At 54.6% G+C, this 15780-nt stretch carries 18 protein-coding genes; all 18 read right to left on the bottom strand.

All coding sequences use genetic code 11. The features are described from left to right. Nucleotides 1–572: Hpt domain-containing protein (locus AC3B8H_RS10730; RefSeq protein WP_488441576.1), on the bottom strand; the 572-nt coding region annotated here is incomplete at its 3' end. A 9-nt stretch (nt 573–581) separates the two neighbouring features. Next, nucleotides 582–1310 carry a protein phosphatase CheZ gene (locus tag AC3B8H_RS10725; RefSeq protein WP_488441575.1) on the bottom strand — a complete coding sequence of 243 codons (729 nt, stop codon included), beginning with the start codon at nt 1308–1310 and terminating at the stop codon, nt 582–584. 18 nt (nt 1311–1328) lie between these two features. Beyond that, complete coding sequence (locus AC3B8H_RS10720) at nt 1329–1703, bottom strand: chemotaxis response regulator CheY (protein ID WP_064025066.1); 375 nt, start codon at nt 1701–1703, stop codon at nt 1329–1331. Between the two features lie 100 nt (nt 1704–1803). Beyond that, nucleotides 1804–2550 (bottom strand): RNA polymerase sigma factor FliA, encoded by a 747-nt coding sequence (locus AC3B8H_RS10715; protein WP_488441574.1) that lies wholly within the window; start codon nt 2548–2550, stop codon nt 1804–1806. Continuing rightward, nucleotides 2547–3371: a MinD/ParA family protein gene (locus AC3B8H_RS10710; RefSeq protein ID WP_488441573.1), complete on the bottom strand. Its 825-nt coding sequence runs from the start codon at nt 3369–3371 to the stop codon at nt 2547–2549. The genes AC3B8H_RS10715 and AC3B8H_RS10710 overlap by 4 nt, the downstream gene beginning before the upstream one ends. Nucleotides 3372–3411: 40 nt before the next feature. Continuing rightward, nucleotides 3412–4833, bottom strand: a complete 1422-nt coding sequence (gene flhF / locus AC3B8H_RS10705) for a flagellar biosynthesis GTPase FlhF (RefSeq protein WP_488441572.1) — start codon at nt 4831–4833, stop codon at nt 3412–3414. Nucleotides 4834–4846: 13 nt separating this feature from the next. Continuing rightward, a complete protein-coding gene (flhA, locus tag AC3B8H_RS10700) occupies nt 4847–6952 on the bottom strand; it encodes a flagellar biosynthesis protein FlhA (RefSeq protein WP_488441571.1) in 2106 nt (701 codons plus the stop codon). A 15-nt stretch (nt 6953–6967) separates the two neighbouring features. After that, a complete protein-coding gene (gene flhB / locus AC3B8H_RS10695) occupies nt 6968–8095 on the bottom strand; it encodes a flagellar biosynthesis protein FlhB (protein WP_488441570.1) in 1128 nt (375 codons plus the stop codon). Continuing rightward, the gene (gene fliR, locus AC3B8H_RS10690; RefSeq protein ID WP_488441569.1) at nt 8095–8871 is read right to left on the bottom strand and encodes a flagellar biosynthetic protein FliR; all 777 of its coding nucleotides are present in this window, start codon (nt 8869–8871) and stop codon (nt 8095–8097) included. Before fliR ends, flhB begins: the two co-directional genes overlap by 1 nt. Then, complete coding sequence (fliQ, locus tag AC3B8H_RS10685; protein WP_064025080.1) at nt 8868–9137, bottom strand: flagellar biosynthesis protein FliQ; 270 nt, start codon at nt 9135–9137, stop codon at nt 8868–8870. Before fliQ ends, fliR begins: the two co-directional genes overlap by 4 nt. 12 nt (nt 9138–9149) lie before the next feature. Continuing rightward, entirely contained in the window at nt 9150–9899 is a 750-nt protein-coding gene (gene fliP / locus AC3B8H_RS10680) for a flagellar type III secretion system pore protein FliP (protein ID WP_488441568.1), read from the bottom strand. Further along, the gene (gene fliO, locus AC3B8H_RS10675) at nt 9899–10330 is read right to left on the bottom strand and encodes a flagellar biosynthetic protein FliO (RefSeq protein ID WP_488441567.1); all 432 of its coding nucleotides are present in this window, start codon (nt 10328–10330) and stop codon (nt 9899–9901) included. The genes fliP and fliO overlap by 1 nt, the downstream gene beginning before the upstream one ends. 5 nt (nt 10331–10335) lie before the next feature. Continuing rightward, nucleotides 10336–10785 carry a flagellar motor switch protein FliN gene (gene fliN, locus AC3B8H_RS10670; protein ID WP_488441566.1) on the bottom strand — a complete coding sequence of 150 codons (450 nt, stop codon included), beginning with the start codon at nt 10783–10785 and terminating at the stop codon, nt 10336–10338. A gap of 19 nt (nt 10786–10804) precedes the next feature. Then, nucleotides 10805–11788: a flagellar motor switch protein FliM gene (gene fliM, locus AC3B8H_RS10665; RefSeq protein ID WP_488441565.1), complete on the bottom strand. Its 984-nt coding sequence runs from the start codon at nt 11786–11788 to the stop codon at nt 10805–10807. Further along, entirely contained in the window at nt 11789–12313 is a 525-nt protein-coding gene (locus tag AC3B8H_RS10660) for a flagellar basal body-associated FliL family protein (protein ID WP_488441564.1), read from the bottom strand. A gap of 264 nt (nt 12314–12577) precedes the next feature. Continuing rightward, nucleotides 12578–13654 (bottom strand): class II fructose-bisphosphate aldolase, encoded by a 1077-nt coding sequence (fbaA, locus tag AC3B8H_RS10655; protein WP_488441563.1) that lies wholly within the window; start codon nt 13652–13654, stop codon nt 12578–12580. Nucleotides 13655–13761: 107 nt separating this feature from the next. Then, nucleotides 13762–14751, bottom strand: a complete 990-nt coding sequence (locus AC3B8H_RS10650; protein WP_488441562.1) for a transaldolase — start codon at nt 14749–14751, stop codon at nt 13762–13764. A 256-nt stretch (nt 14752–15007) separates the two neighbouring features. Then, nucleotides 15008–15688 (bottom strand): hypothetical protein, encoded by a 681-nt coding sequence (locus AC3B8H_RS10645; protein ID WP_488441561.1) that lies wholly within the window; start codon nt 15686–15688, stop codon nt 15008–15010. Nucleotides 15689–15780: the final 92 nt, after the last annotated feature.

Genomic DNA, 15780 nt, shown 5'->3' with positions numbered 1-15780 from the left:
CCGGTCTCGGGTTCGTCGGTTTCATCGGGATCCAGCATGGCTTCGAACTCTTGCGCCACCAATTCCCGCGCCGTCAAACCTTGAGGATCGGCGACTTGCGCGTCGGCGGGCTCCGCCTCCGGCTCCGGCTCCGGCTCCGGCTCCGGCTCCGGCTCCGGCTCCGGAAGCGTATCTTGGGCGGAAGCAGATGTCGCGAAACCGTGCAAACGTTGCAGCAATCCCTGATCGGCGGCTTTCGGCATGCTGCCGGTGCGGACCTGCCCGAACATTTCGTTAACGATGTCGATGACTTGCAAGATCGCATCCATCAAATCCGGTGTCACTTGGCGATCGCCCTGCCTCAAGACATTGAATACGTCCTCGGCACTGTGGCAAATATCGACCAGCGCTGAAATCGACAGGAAACCGGCACCGCCCTTGATTGTATGGAAGCCTCGGAAAATCGCGTTCAGCAATTCAAAATCACTGGGAGATTGCTCCAACTCCACCAACTGCTCGCCAAGCGACTCCAGAATTTCTCCGGCTTCAACCAAGAAATCCTGCAGAATTTCATCGTCCAAATCGATCGCCATAGTCTTTCCTCAGAAACCCAAGCTGGAGAGCAAGTCATCGACGTCCACTTGACTGGTGGCGACATCGCCCGCCTTGTCGTCCACCCCAGGCACTACCGGCCCCGGCAGTTCGTGCGACGCCGACTCGGCGCGACCGGCATGCGGCACGACGCGCGAGCTGGAAATGCTGATCAAATTGACCATGCTGGTTTCCAGTTCCTGAACCAAGTCAATGACACGGCGTATGATTTGACCGGTGATGTCCTGAAACCCTTGAGCCATTAGAATATCGTTCAAGCCTTGTTGAATCCGGTCCAACGAACCCTGGGTTTGATTGAAATACTGGCTGAGTTCGACGCTCATGGCTTTGAACTCTTCGAACGGCATTTCCCTATCCAAAAACCGGTTCCACTGCTGCGCCAATTGTTTGGCTCTATCGTTCAATTCGTCGGAAACGGGCAGCAATTCTTCGACGGCGGTCAAGGTCTGGTCGGCGGCCTGCTCGGTCATCGCAATCACGTAATGCAAACGCTCCTTGGCATCCGGAATGTCGTGGGCGGTCAGCTCGGTAATTTTCGAGTCAACAGAAAAGCTGACCATCGTGTCGTGCAATTGCCGAGTCAAACGGCCGACTTCCTTAAACAATTGCGTCTCCCGCAGACCCGCGACTTGATCCAACAGGCGATCCGCCTCGTTTTCATCCTGTTTTTCCAACGCCGCGACCAAATTCCGGGTCAAATTCAGCAAATCACTATTCATGGGCCTCGTTCCGGACAATTAGCCTTCGATACGCTCGAAAATCTTTTCGATTTTTTCTTTCAACGTTGCCGCGGTAAACGGTTTGATCACATAACCGTTCACGCCGGCTTGAGCCGCTGTGATAATCTGCTCCCGCTTGGCTTCCGCCGTCACCATCAGCACCGGCAAATTAGCCAGGCTCGGGTGAGCGCGCACCGCTCTGAGCAGATCGATACCGGTCATCCCCGGCATATTCCAGTCGGTGATCAGAAAATCGATCCCGCCCTTCTCCAGTATCGGCAACGCCGTTCGACCGTCGTCGGCTTCCACCGTGTTGGTAAACCCCAGATCTTTCAAAAGGTTTTTTACAATTCTCCGCATTGTCGAAAAGTCGTCGACAACCAGAATGCGCATATTCTTATCCAAGGAAAATCTCCACCCTGACTACTTGATTCATTTAAGAAAGAGGCGATTTGCCGTAAAAACCGAACCTGCGCTCGGCAATAACCACAAATTAACCCGACTTTTCATTATCTGTTCCTTCCAGCCAATCTGCAAGCCTGGCCCGGAGCCGCAACAGGGCTTGGCTGCATATCTGGCTGACCCGGGATTCGCTGACATCCAATACCTTGCCGATCTCGCGCAAATTGAGTTCATCGTCGTAATACAACGAAATCACCAACCGCTCGCGCTCCGGCAACTCGGCAATCGCCTTGGCCAATGCTTGTTGAAAACTTTGCCGGATCAACGCTTCTTCCGGCTGAAATCCATCGTGTACCGCGTCGATGACGCCGTCTTCGCCCTGCACCAATTCTTCGACGCTAAAGGTTTTGCAAGACATCGCATCCTGCAAAATCCGGCCGTATTCCTCCAAGCTGATGCCCATTTGCTGGGCTACTTCGCTATCCTTGGCATCTCGACCCAGGCGGCTCTCCACATCGCGAATCGCGTCGGCAGCCGCTCGGGCTTTTTTATGCACCGAACGCGGCGTCCAGTCAGAACGGCGCAATTCGTCCAGCATCGCCCCACGTATTCTGATTCCGGCGTAGGTTTCGAAACTGGCACCCTGCGAAGCGTCGTAATGCTTTAGCGCTTCCAACAGTCCAAGCATGCCGGACTGGATCATGTCATCGATTTGAACTGTGTCGGGCAAACGACCCATTAAATGGTAGGCAATGCGTTTGACGAGCGGCGCGTGCTGAATGACCAAGTTATCCAGATTTCCGGCCTGCACGGCAGCGTACATTGCCGCTCCACTCATGCAACATCCTCTTTGGCGCTGTATTGAATCATCCGCTCGACAAAGAATTCCAAATAGCCACCGGCCTTGGGCTTGATCGGCCAACTATCGATTTTCCTAGCCAGATTTTTAATCGCCAAAGCCGCCTTGCTCTGCGGAAAGGCTTCGACGACCGGTTGCTGTTTCTGTACCGATTTCCGCAGATATTCGTCTTGCGGAACCGCGCCGACAAATTGTAGCGCCACATCCAAATAGCGGTCGGTAACCTTGCTCAGTTTGGTAAATAGTGCCTGCCCGTGTTCGGCGGACTGCACCATATTCGTGACGATGTGAAAACTGTTCAGGCCGTAGTCGCGATTCAGCAATTTGATGTAGGCATAGGCGTCCGCGAGTGAGGTTGGCTCGTCGCAGACCACTACGATCACTTCCTGACAGGCGCGGGCGAAATTGACGACACTGGACGAAATTCCGGCAGCGGTATCGACGATCAACACATCGAGATCCTTGTCAATGTCGCTAAAGGCCCGAATCACGCCAGCCTGCTCGACATTCGACAAATCGGACATACGCTGTATGCCGGACGAGGCAGGAATAATCTTCAGGCCGGCGGGCCCGGTCATCATGATTTCCCGCAGTGTCTTTTCGCCGCTTAGAACATGCGACAGGTTATATTCGGGAAACATCCCCAACAAAATATCTACATTCGCCAAACCCATGTCGGCGTCGAGTATGGCTACCCGCCGTCCCATCTTGGCCAAGGCCACGCCGATGTTGACTGACAAGTTGGTTTTGCCGACCCCGCCCTTGCCGCTAGTCACGGCGATTACTCGTACTGGTTTCATCTGTCTCATTTGTCTAATTCCGGCTGCCTGATCGAGTGGCTTATGCATGGCTTTCCGCCATCCAATCGCCTTGGTTCTCGCCCTCGTACGCCGGCGCCTCATCGGCATCGGCCAGACATTGCCGGATCAAAGCACCGGCATCGGGCAGAAATATATCTTCCGGCACTTGCTGACCGTCGGTGACGAACGACAACGGCATACGCCGTTCGATAATCGCCGACAACGCCGTCGCCTTGCTGACCGCCTCATCCAATTTGGTAAGTATAGTCGCTTGCGGTTCCAGTATCCGGAACGCCTCGATAATTTCCAACATCGATTTGTATTGGGTTGTCGCCGACATCACCAAATACGTACGTATCGGCAAATCGCCGTGCTGGAGGGTTTTAAGTTGCTCGGCAAGCCGCATGTCGCGCTGGCTCATGCCGGCGGTATCGATCAAAATCAGACGCTTATCGGAAAAACCGTCGATATGCCGGCGTAATTCGTCGGCGTCGTTAGCAACGCGCACCGGCACGTCCAGAATGCGTCCGTAGGTGTTGATCTGCTCGTGCGCGCCGATCCGGAAGTTATCGGTGGTAATCAGCGCAATCTGCCGAGTGCCGTGTTTCAAAATGAACTGGGCGGCCAGCTTGGCGATCGTCGTGGTCTTACCGACGCCGGTCGAGCCGACCAAGGCGGCAATGCCGCCGCGCTCCAGCAAGTCGTCGTCGGCGATCGGCAGCAAGCCGGCCAACATGTCTTGGGATTTGGCGAAGGCGGCCTCGAATTGTTGATGAGCACCCAAGCGGTTGGCGATCTTACCGGCCAGACTGCGTGAAAATCCGCTGTCGAGCAGACGGTCCTGAAGAGCCTGGCGAACCGGCGATCCGGTCTGAGGCAACTGGGTAACCAAGCCGGACAATTTAGCATCCAACATAGCCCGCAACTCTTTCATCTCACTACGCATCTCGGCCATGAACTCGTCGGCAACCGCGGGTTTGGCGGCGACCGGCTTGGCTTCCGCGACGGTCCGGATTTTAGGGTCGCCGTTCGCCCATGCCGGTTTGTCGGCCGGTTTGTCGGCGGTTTTCAGTTTCTCGCCGATTTTTTGGGCATTGACGTTGCCAACCTGTAGCTTTTCGGCGTAACCGATATATTGGTCAAGATGGCGGCGAATAGGATTGACCGGCGCCGAATTTTCGGCACCGCGCTTTCTGGTGCTGCTGACGACGTGGATAGGTTTTTGTTCGGTGTCGAAATCCGGCAACTCCACCTTTTGGGGTTCGGCGAGCGCCTGCTTCTCTTGTTCCCGCTGCTTCAGGTTTTTGTGTATCACCTGTTCGTCGAAGTCGCGGGCTGCCACGATTTCTACACCGCCATCCACGGAGCGGTTCGACATAATCACCGCATCGGCCCCCAGCTCTTCTTTGACCATACGCATGGCCTGACGTATATCTGCTGCAAAAAAGCGTTTAATTTTCATCGCGCAACCTCAGTTATTTTGCACGCTGTCCAACCGTGGAAACCACTCTGATCTGCCGATCCTGAGGGATTTCATTATAGGCCAGCACATGTAAGCCGGATATCGAATGACGAACGAAGCGCGCCAGCCAAGGTCTGATGTAGGAAGAAACCAGCAATATCGGGACTTGACCTTCCAGTTCCATATGCTGAGAACTTTCCTCCAGTGACTTGTGCATTTGCTCGGCCAAACCCGGTTCCAAACCCGCACCGCCTTCGCCCGCCGTCTGCAACGACTTATGCAATATCTGTTCCAAGCTTGGATCGAGCGTAATCACCGGGATCTCGGCCTGAGCGCCATTGATTTCATGGACAATGGACCGCCCCAATGCCACCCTGGCAGCCGAGGTCAAGATGTCCGGATCTTGACTCTTGACGCCGTACTCCGCCAAAGTTTCGGCGATCGTCCGCATGTCGCGTATCGAAACCCGCTCTTGTAAAAGGTTTTGCAGCACCTTGACCACAATACCCAGCGGCAGAGTCTTGGGCACCAAATCCTCGACTAGTTTCGGCGCCAATTTGCCCAGGTTGTCCAGCAGTTGTTGAGCTTCTTCGTAACCGAACAGTTCGTGCGCATTACTTTGCAAAATGTGGCTTAAATGGGTCGCTACCACGGTACTGGGGTCGACGACAGTGTAACCCAGGGTTTGCGCCTGATCCTTTTGGCCGGCATCAATCCAGACTGCATCCAAACCGAAAGCCGGGTCCTTGCAGGCCGAGCCTTGCACCGTGCCGAACACCCGCCCGGGATTGATCGCCATTTCTTTCTCCGGCATGATGCTGGCTTCACCGACCGTCACCCCCATCAACGAAATCCGGTATTCGGTCGGCGACAAATCCAGGTTGTCGCGAATATGCACCGACGGAATCAAAAAGCCCAACTCCTGAGATAACTTCTTGCGCACGCCCTTAATGCGCATCATCAATTGACCACCTTGGTTGCGATCCACCAGCGGAATCAGCCGATAACCGACTTCCAGGCCGATCGCATCGACCGGCATCACATCATCCCAACCCAACTCCTTGATTTCGGTTTTGGCCAATTGCTGCGGAGATACCATCCGCTCCATTTCCAGCGATTTTTCTTCCTCGAGCTTGCGGCGCCGATCGATCAAATAGGCGGCTCCGACCAGGGACAAGGCCAGCAGGATAAACACCAGATTGGGCATGCCGGGAATGATGCCCAACAAACCCATTACCGCCGCCGTCACCAGCAAGGTACGCGGGTCCTCGAACAGCTGCGAGGTGACCTGCTTGCCGATGTCCTGTTTGGAGCCGCGTACCCGCGTCACCACCATCGCCGAGGCCACCGACAACAACAACGACGGAATCTGCGCCACCAAACCGTCGCCTATCGTCAGCAATACGTAAACATTGGCTGCGTCGGAGAAGCTCATGTCGTGCTGGCCGACGCCGATCGCCAGACCGCCGATCATGTTGACGAACAAGATGATGATGCCCGCGACCGCGTCGCCGCGCACGAATTTGCTGGCACCATCCATTGAACCGTAAAAATCGGCCTCGGCGGCGACTTCCTCGCGACGGGCGCGGGCTTCATCCTGATTAATCAATCCCGAATTCAAGTCGGCGTCTATCGCCATCTGTTTGCCCGGCATCGCATCCAACGTAAAGCGGGCGCTAACTTCGGCGACCCGACCGGCGCCCTTGGTAACGACGACGAAATTGATGACGACCAGAATCACGAACACGACGATACCGACCGCGAAATTGCCACCGATCACGAACGAACCAAAGGCTTCGATGACCTTGCCGGCCGCGTCGCCGCCCTCGTGGCCGCGGATCAACACCACCCGCGTGGAGGCGACGTTCAAGGCCAGTCGCAACAAGGTAGCGATCAGAATCACGGTGGGAAATGACGCGAACTCCAACGGCTTCAGCGTGTAGATCACGACCAGCAGAATGATCAGCGAAAAGGCAATGTTAAAGGTGAAAAACAAATCCAGCAAAAACGGCGGCAGTGGCAGAATCAACAAGGCCAGCAGCATCACGATCAACAGCGGCGCGCCAAGGCCCAGGCCGGTCAACGACTTTAACGTAGCGATTATCTTGTTGAAATCCATAAAATCGGCAGTGAATTATTGCTTGAAATCGTCCGGGACATATACGTCGGTCGGCGGCGTCGGCCGTCCCCAGCCTTGCTGAGTGGACGCCCGCAATTGAAACACGTAGGCCAGCACTTGAGCGACCGCCAAAAACAGCCCCCGCGGCACCTCTTGGTTTAGCTCGGTAGAATAGTACAAGGCGCGCGCCAGAGCCGGAGCCGCCACCAACGGTACTTTAGCGGCCAGCGCCAATTCGCGGATCTGGCTCGCGATCAAGTCGGTCCCCTTCGCAACCAAAATCGGCGCGCCGGCCCCGTTGGGGTCGTATTTCAGCGCCACCGCGAAATGCGTCGGATTGGTGACGATGACATCGGCGCTAGGCACCGCATCCATCATGCGCCGCCGGGCCGCTTCCATCTGCATGCGCCGGATCTTGCCTTTAACCTCGGGACTGCCCTCCTGATCCTTGGCTTCCTCACGCACTTCCTGCTTGGTCATTTTCAGTTGGCGTTGGTTGTTCCAGAGCTGGTAAGGCACGTCCAGCATCACCACCAAGGCCAACGTCGAGCTCATGATCAACAGGCCGACCACGATAATCTCGCCAACCCGGAAAATAGCTTGATCAACCGGAATTCGGCTGATACCCATGAAGTCGTCGAAATGCAATTTGAATATATTCCAAGCCACGATCGCCACTAACAGCGTTTTGATGATGGCCTTGACCAGTTCGACAACGCCTTGGATGCCGACCAAACGCTTCAGCCCGGCGAGCGGATTCAATTTGGAAAATTTGGGATGGTAGGCGTCGCTGGTAAAATTCCAGCCGCCGAGCAGTAACGACGCCAGAAAATCGGCGACCAGCAGGACCAACATAAACGGTGCCACCACCGCGAAGCCGTCAACCAAGGCCAGTTTAAGGTGGGTGACCGGCGTTGCCGGATCGAATATCTGATCGCGGCTGAGTCGGAATTGTTGCTGCATCATCGCCAACAGGCCATCCGCCATATGCCTGCCGATGTAAACGAACAGCGCCGACGCCACGATTAACGTGACGAAGGTGTTGAGCTCCTTGGAGCGCGGCAGCTGGCCTTTTTTACGCGACTCGGAGAGCCGCTTGCCGGTCGGGTCTTCGGTTTTGTCTTGACCGGAATCTTCAGCCATCAGCCCAACCTCAAGATTTGCCCGACCAGCGCAAAGCCGTCCCGCAAACTTTCGCCAAAGCCTTCCAGCAGCACCGGCAAACCGATCCAGACCAGGATCATGCCCAGCAATATCGTGATCGGAAAGCCCACGCCGAACACTTGCAATTGCGGAGCCGCCTTGGAGGCCACGCCGAAACTAATATTGACGAACAGCAATGCGGCCATCACCGGCAACGCCAACAACAGGCCGTCGGCAAAGATTTGACCGCTCCACATGACGATCCGCCATAGGTCTTCCTTGCGCAAGCCCTCCGTCGAAACCGGCAAGGTATGGAAACTCCGTGCCAGCATCTCGATCAGCAACAAATGCCCGTCCACCGCCAAAAAACTAAAGCTGCCGGCAATGACAAACAGCTGCGCGATGACCGGTACCTGCACCCCGGTGGCGGGATCGACCATGGACGCGAAGCCCAAGCCCATGCTGTAGGCGATGGTTTGTCCGGCGAACAACATCACCGAAAAGACCATTTGCAGAATGAAACCGGTCGTCATGCCCAATGCCACCTGTTGCACCGCGACCACCAAGCCTTCGTAACCAAACAGCTCGACATCGGGCATCGCCGGCAAGGCCGGTAATAACGTGAAGGTGATTAATAAGCTGGCCAGCACTCGGATTCTGGCCGGCAGGGCGCGAACGCTGAATACCGGTATCGTGACGAACATCGAACTGACCCGGAAGAACGGCCAAATAAAGGTCGTCAAATAAGCCAGCAATTCGTCTTCGCGGACATTCATCCGATCAGCGTCGGAATGTCTCGCATCAAATCCTGAAAGTAATCGATCAGGGTCTGCAACATGCCGGGGCCGGCGATCATCAACACGACAATGATGGAGGCCAATTTAGGAATAAAAGTCAGGGTTTGTTCCTGTATCGACGTCGCGGCCTGAAACATTGAAATCAGCAAGCCGACGCACAACGATGTCAGCAACACCGGCCCCATCAGCTTTAGCGAGACCCAGACGGTTTCCTGGGCAATGATCGAAATAGTCTCGTTAGTCATCGCCGCCCCGCGTTAAACGTAAAAACTGGCCGCCAGCATTTCCAGCACCATGGTCCAGCCGTCCGCCAGCACGAACAACATGATCTTGAACGGCAGCGCCACGATCATCGGCGACAGCATCATCATCCCCATCGACATCAATACGCTGGCAACGACCAAATCGATAACCAGAAACGGTAGAAAGATCAGAAAACCGATTTGAAACGCGGTCTTCAACTCGCTGGTCAGATAAGCCGGCACCAGCAAGGAAAACGGCACATCCTCCGGTTTATCGATCTGCTGGCGGCCGGAAATCCGCACGAAGGTGTCCAAGTCGGCCTCGCGAGTCTGCTTGAGCATAAACTGCTTGAAGGGTTCCGAGGCTTTTTGCAACGCAGTCAGAGTATCGATTTTTTCTTCCAGGTAGGGCTGTACCGCGGTTTCATTCACCTTCTCAAATACCGGCATCATGATGAATATCGTCAGAAACAATGACAGACCCAGCAATACCTGATTGCTCGGCGCCTGGGCGGCCCCAATGGCTTGCCGTAACAGCCCAAGCACGATCATGATCCGGGTGAAGGCCGTCATTGACAGCAACAATGCCGGCAACACGGTCAGCATCGTCATCAGCGCCAGGATTTGGATCGTCACCGAATAGGTCTCACCCCCCTTGGGATTAGTGGTTACGGTGACCGCGTCGATACCGGCCGCATCCACGGCGAGCGGCCCCAACGCCAACATGGCGGCGCCAACCAGCGCACTCAGCATTCGCCCCCGCATCAGCCCACCCTACCTTGCAGCGCTTCCAGCAACTTCTTCGCGAACGGCGAGGTTTCCGCCGTGTCGGCGGCCCCCAAAAACAAGCGCTGGTCGCCTTCCAGCTCCAGCAATTTGTCGATACGACCGCTACTGACGCCCAGCAATAGTTGTTTTTCGCCGACTCTGACCAACACCAACTTTTCGCGCGCGCCCAGCGGCAAGCCGGCGACAACCGCCAACGGACCCTTCGCGGCAATGCCGAAACCGCCGGTCTTGCGCAGCAGCCAAACCGCCAAAAAAAACACCGCCAACACAACCAATAGCGCCAACAACCACTGCCCGACATCGGCCGGCGAAACCACTCGCCCGCCGGTTCGAGTCAGCGACGCCGCATCGTCGGCACCGGCCACTCCCGCCGATAGCGTCAACCCGATCAGCCAAGCAATCCGCACGGTAATCAGCCTAGCTTTCTAACTCGTTCGGACGGACTGATAATATCGGTCAACCGAATGCCGAACTTATCGTTCACCACCACCACTTCGCCGTGCGCAACCAAGGTTCCGTTGACCAGAACGTCCATCGGTTCGCCCGCGAAGCGGTCGAGCTCAACCACGGAACCCTGATTCAGCTGTAACAGATTACGGATGTTAATCTTGGTCCGGCCGATCTCCAGCGAGACGGTAACCGGCACATCCAGAATCACATCCAATTTAACTTCGTCCCCGCGCACGCCGTCTTTCGGACCGGATTTTCCCTCCAACTCCGGGAACTCCGCGGCCGTGTATCCGCCGGCTCCCGAGGCGGCTTGCTCCTTAAGGGCCTCGCCCCAATCTGCTTCGGCCTCGCCTTCCGATTGCTCGTTTAACGCGGCCGCCCAGTCGTCGCCCAATTCGTCGTTTTCGCTCATGACCCAAACCTACAGTCGTTTAAAGGTTATCCAAATTCATTTTTTCGGTGATTTCGATCGCGTAATTGCCGTCGGACAAACCCAGCTTTCCGCGAAAAACCGGCACCCTCTCCACTTCCAGGACCACCGTCTCGGGCATATCGATCGGTATCACGTCGCCCTTCTTTAATTCGATCACATCGCTGATCAACATTTCCTTTTCGATCAGATTACTGTTCAAGGTCACTTCGCTACGCATCACCTCGATACGTAACGACTCCTGCCAACGCCCATCCACCTCGCCGCGATCACTGGTCACCGCATCCAACAATTCGCGGATCGGCTCTATCATCGAATACGGCATCGCGATATTGATATCGCCGCCGCCACCTTCCAATTCAACGTGTATGGTCGAAATCACGACGATTTCGGAGGGGCTGACGATGTTGGCGAACTGCGGGTTGACCTCCGAATTGATGTATTCGAAATCAATGTCCATCACCGGTTTCCAGGCTTCCGCAAGATCCTTGAAGATCATATCGATGATCAGGCGGATAATCCGCATTTCTGTCGGGGTAAACTCGCGCCCCTCAACCTTGTTGTAAAACTGCCCGCCGCCACCAAAAAAGTTGTCCACCGCGGTAAACACCAACCTCGGTTCCATCACAATCAAGGCCCGGCCCCGCAATGGCGACATTCGGATAACGTTCAGGTTAGTCGGTACGAACAAACCCTGGATGAATTCAGAAAACTTTTGAACTTGGATGCCTGATACCGAAATTTCCGCCGCCCGCCGCAAGAAATTAAACAACGCAATTCGAAAATGCCGCGCGAAACGCTCGTTGACCATTTCCAGGGTCGGCATTCGACCGCGAACGATGCGTTCTTGACTGTTAAAATCGTACGGTCGGGCCGCGCCTCGACTGAAGTCATCGTCATCGGCAGCGGTTTCGACGTCGCCATCGTCGACGCCATGCAGCAGCGCATCGATTTCGTCTTGCGATAACAGATCGGCGGTAGACATTTATTGCATTACAAATTCAGTGAAATAGACATCTTTGACCGTATTTTTACCGGCCATTTTTTCCAATACCTTGCCGATTTCCGCCAGCATCATCGCCCGTAATTCCTGCTTACCTTCGGTGGTTTTGGCCTTATCGGCGCCAATCGTACTGATCGCCATCAACAAATTGTTGCGTATCATCGGTTCGTGCTTTTTCATCGTTTCGATACTGGCATCGCCTTTGGTCAAAATCGTCAACGAAATTTTGATGACCTTAGCGCTAGCCCCAGCCGGGAAATTGACCAGTAGCGGGCTGGGTAATTCGTAGTAGACATCCGGAACCGCTTCGGCGTGTTCCTCGTCGTGTTTTTCCTCTTCGTGCTTTGGCTCGTGCTCAGGTTTGCCGTGTTCGGATTCGGCTTTTTTCGCCATGTAAAAATAGCCGCCGGCGGCGCCAGCCACCATCGCTAACAACACGACCACGATGATTAAAATCAACTTTAAAGGCGACTTTTTTCCTTCCGATTTACCTTGATCTTCTGCCATATTCCACCTGTTGAATTGAATAAGCACCGGCCGTGCCAAGAACTAATGTAAGCGCCAACGCCGCCGACCAGTCCTCGGTGAGGCGCCGGATAATACAAGAAACACCAGTCTTGCGAATGGATAGTATAGCCTGCGGACGCTGTCAGCCGAGCGTAAAGTAGGGCGGGAAGCGGATTTTGCGAGGATTTGCCGTCAAAGAATTGACGGAGAGGGGCTTGAAAAGACTGCAAAGGTTACACGCACCTTTGCAGTCGGACGAACAAATTACAAAGAATCGACCGCGTTCAATTCACGGAATGCTTGCAACAAACGCGCAACCATCCCTTCCTGACCGGCACGTTGCCAAACGCGTGGGTCGTAGTATTTTTTGTTCGGCTTGTCGGCACCTTCCGGATTGCCGATTTGGCCTTGCAAATAGCCTTCGTTCTTCTTGTAGTAGTTCATCACGCCTTCCCAGGAAGCCCATTGGGTGTCGGTGTCGATGTTCATTTTAACCACGCCGTAGCTGATTGACTCCTTGATTTCTTCCGGTGAAGAACCGGAGCCGCCGTGAAATACGAAAGTTAATGAATTTGTCGGCAGGCCAAATTTCTCGGACACGTATTTTTGTGAGTTATCCAAAATTTTCGGCGTCAATTTAACGTTACCCGGCGAGTAAACACCGTGTACGTTGCCGAACGACGCTGCGATGGTGAAGCGGTGGCTGATTTTGCTCAGATGCTCGTAAGCGTAAGCCACGTCTTCGGGCTGGGTATACAACGCGGAGTGATCCATACCGCTGTTATCGACGCCGTCTTCCTCGCCGCCGGTGCAGCCCAATTCGATTTCCAAAGTCATACCCATTTTCGACATGCGTTCGAGGTATTTACCGCAAATTTCGATGTTTTCTTGCAAACTTTCTTCGGACAAGTCCAGCATGTGCGAGCTAAACAACGGTTTGCCGGTGGCGGCAAAGTGTTTTTCGCCTTCGTCCAACATGCCGTCGACCCAAGGCAGCAGCTTCTTCGCGGCGTGGTCGGTATGCAGGATGACCGGAACGCCGTATAACTCGGCCATGGCGTGTACGTGACGCGCGCCGGAGATGGCGCCGGCGATGGAACAGCCTTGGCCTTCCAACTTCAGGCCTTTACCGGCTACGAACGCGGCGCCGCCGTTTGAAAATTGCACGATAACCGGAGATTTGGCTTTCGCCGCGGCTTCCAGTACCGAATTAATGGTATCGGTACTGATGACGTTGACCGCTGGCAACGCAAACTTGTTTTCCTTGCAAATCGCGAAGACTTTTTGCACATCTTCTCCGGTTACGACACCCGGTTTTACCACATCAAAAATTTTTGCCATTTAACTTACCTACAACAATAAACAAAGGCCGCTTACTCGATTCAGCGGCCTTGCCTTTCGAAAAAAGGTCGCGGGCGGAGATGCCCGCCCGCGACCAACCTTGGGATTTAAGCTTCCAATACCGCCAAACGCTCGGCCAGTAGTTTCTCCAGCGCTTCCAACGCTTTCGCAAAACCGTCGATACCTTCCTTCAATTTATCGTTGGCCATGCGGTTTTCTTCGTGCATGCGCTCGAAAGTCGCCTGGTCCACGCTAATTTTTTCGATGTCCGCACTCGCGGCTTTCGCAGCATCCAGTTTGCGCGGCAATTCGCCTTCAACCGATTGCAATTCAGCCAGCAGGGAAGGCGCGATCGTTAGCAGATCGCAACCCGCCAATTCGGTGATTTCGCCGATGTTACGGAAGCTGGCGCCCATGACTTCGGTTTTGTAACCGAACTTTTTGTAGTAGTTATAGACTTCAGTCACCGACAGCACGCCCGGATCTTCATGCGGCGCATAGGCGTCGCGGCCGGTATCTTTTTTGTACCAGTCCAAAATGCGACCGACGAACGGCGAGATCAGTTGGATACCGTTTTCGGCGCAAGCGATCGCTTGGTGCATGCCGAACAACAAAGTCAGGTTGGTATGGATGTTTTCTTTTTCCAGCACCGCGGCCGCTTGAATACCTTCCCAAGTGGCGGCGATCTTGATCAGAATGCGTTTTTCGGTGTCGATACCGGCCGCTTTGTATTGAGCGATGATGTCGCGACCTTTGGCAATCGTACCTTCCACGTCGTAAGACAGGCGAGCGTCAACTTCGGTTGAAACGCGGCCTTCGATGATTTCCAGAATTTTCAAACCGAACGAAACCGCCAAGCGATCGAATGCCAATGAAGCCACTTCGGCGGCAGACGCGCCGGCGCCCAAGGTAGCGCGCGCGCCTTTCAGTGTGTCATCGACAATACCTTGGTATTGCGGCATTTGCGCGGCGGCGGTAATCAACGACGGGTTGGTGGTTGCATCGCGCGGTTTGAAGGTTTCGATCGCTTGAATGTCGCCGGTATCCGCAACAACAACGGTCATTTCGCGCAATTGTTCCAGTAAATTTTTTGCCATGAAAATATCCTCAGATTGAAATGAAACTAGTCTTTCGCCGCCGGAAAGCCCCTAGTTAGGAAGAGCGGGCGCATCGAACTCGGCGAAAGGATTGTTGAATAATAAAGACCGGTAAAGACCAAGTCGCCACTCCGCAAGGGTCAACGCAAACAGATTGCGTCCATCCTTGAGAAGTGGCGACTCGGAGAAAGCCGACGATCAATTTCGCGTGTGCAAAAACCAACCGGCCGACTTTTATCGGCTATCGCGAACGGTATTAGCCGCGATCGCGCAGATATTTTTCAACGCCGGTCGCTTTTGCGGCCGCCGCTTCCCGATCTTTCACGATTTGTTTGGCCATGTATCTCGCCACGCCTGTGGTTTGGTTGGAGCCTTGTTTTTCCAAGTATTTCGCGACACCTGTTTTGTTCATCCCCAGACGGTCGATGTACTTTTCTACACCGGTAGCTTCGCCTGAAGTGGCGTACGCGTCTGATGACGAAGCAGATCCGGAAGCATTGGAACCGGATTTTCTGCTATACAGGAAAAAGCCTACCCCTGCCAGAGCAACCAATCCCAATACGTTGTTGATTGAAGAGTCTTTCGATGGCTCCGCCGCCGTCTCTTTTGGCTCGCTTACGCTTGCGACACTGGAAGCACCGGTCTTGCTAGAAGTATCTAGCGCCGGCGCGGACTTGTCGTGCTTGTAAGCCGAATCGGAATACAACACTTTCGGTTGGAAATTGGTAGCAGGGTAATTCGGATCCGCTTCGACCGGTTCCGCCACTTTAGCCGCCGGCGCGGCAGCACTGCTAGCCGAACTACTGCTGGCGTAGTCCGGGTTACTATAAAGCACCTTCGGCTGGTAATCGGCGGCCGGATAGTCCTGAGCCACGACCATGGAGCTACTCAGCAGCAGGGCTGCCATCACACCTTTCGTCAATTCATTTGTTTTCACGTCTTTCACCTATGCTGTTAGAAACACAGGGTTTAAATCATTGCCGAAACAACAATTTAAACCCAAGCTACCGTTTATTAAAATTAAAATAA

It is taken from the genome of Methylomonas sp. BG-2 (assembly GCF_057766305.1).
The sequence above is the reverse complement of the archived record's forward strand: the minus strand, read 5'-3'. Positions and strand labels throughout refer to the sequence as shown.

What these genes read in the sequence shown, in the direction of transcription:
- flhF (WP_488441572.1), bottom strand. Translation starts at nt 4,833, where the DNA reads ATGAAAATTAAACGCTTTTTTGCAGCAGATATACGTCAGGCCATGCGT.
- flhB (WP_488441570.1), bottom strand. Translation starts at nt 8,095, where the DNA reads ATGGCTGAAGATTCCGGTCAAGACAAAACCGAAGACCCGACCGGCAAG.
- AC3B8H_RS10715 (WP_488441574.1), bottom strand. Translation starts at nt 2,550, where the DNA reads ATGAGTGGAGCGGCAATGTACGCTGCCGTGCAGGCCGGAAATCTGGAT.
- AC3B8H_RS10650 (WP_488441562.1), bottom strand. Translation starts at nt 14,751, where the DNA reads ATGGCAAAAAATTTACTGGAACAATTGCGCGAAATGACCGTTGTTGTT.
- fliM (WP_488441565.1), bottom strand. Translation starts at nt 11,788, where the DNA reads ATGTCTACCGCCGATCTGTTATCGCAAGACGAAATCGATGCGCTGCTG.
- AC3B8H_RS10720 (WP_064025066.1), bottom strand. Translation starts at nt 1,703, where the DNA reads ATGCGCATTCTGGTTGTCGACGACTTTTCGACAATGCGGAGAATTGTA.
- fliN (WP_488441566.1), bottom strand. Translation starts at nt 10,785, where the DNA reads ATGAGCGAAAACGACGAATTGGGCGACGACTGGGCGGCCGCGTTAAAC.
- AC3B8H_RS10710 (WP_488441573.1), bottom strand. Translation starts at nt 3,371, where the DNA reads ATGAAACCAGTACGAGTAATCGCCGTGACTAGCGGCAAGGGCGGGGTC.
- AC3B8H_RS10725 (WP_488441575.1), bottom strand. Translation starts at nt 1,310, where the DNA reads ATGAATAGTGATTTGCTGAATTTGACCCGGAATTTGGTCGCGGCGTTG.
- fliR (WP_488441569.1), bottom strand. Translation starts at nt 8,871, where the DNA reads ATGAATGTCCGCGAAGACGAATTGCTGGCTTATTTGACGACCTTTATT.
- fliQ (WP_064025080.1), bottom strand. Translation starts at nt 9,137, where the DNA reads ATGACTAACGAGACTATTTCGATCATTGCCCAGGAAACCGTCTGGGTC.
- fliP (WP_488441568.1), bottom strand. Translation starts at nt 9,899, where the DNA reads ATGCGGGGGCGAATGCTGAGTGCGCTGGTTGGCGCCGCCATGTTGGCG.
- flhA (WP_488441571.1), bottom strand. Translation starts at nt 6,952, where the DNA reads ATGGATTTCAACAAGATAATCGCTACGTTAAAGTCGTTGACCGGCCTG.
- fbaA (WP_488441563.1), bottom strand. Translation starts at nt 13,654, where the DNA reads ATGGCAAAAATTTTTGATGTGGTAAAACCGGGTGTCGTAACCGGAGAA.
- AC3B8H_RS10660 (WP_488441564.1), bottom strand. Translation starts at nt 12,313, where the DNA reads ATGGCAGAAGATCAAGGTAAATCGGAAGGAAAAAAGTCGCCTTTAAAG.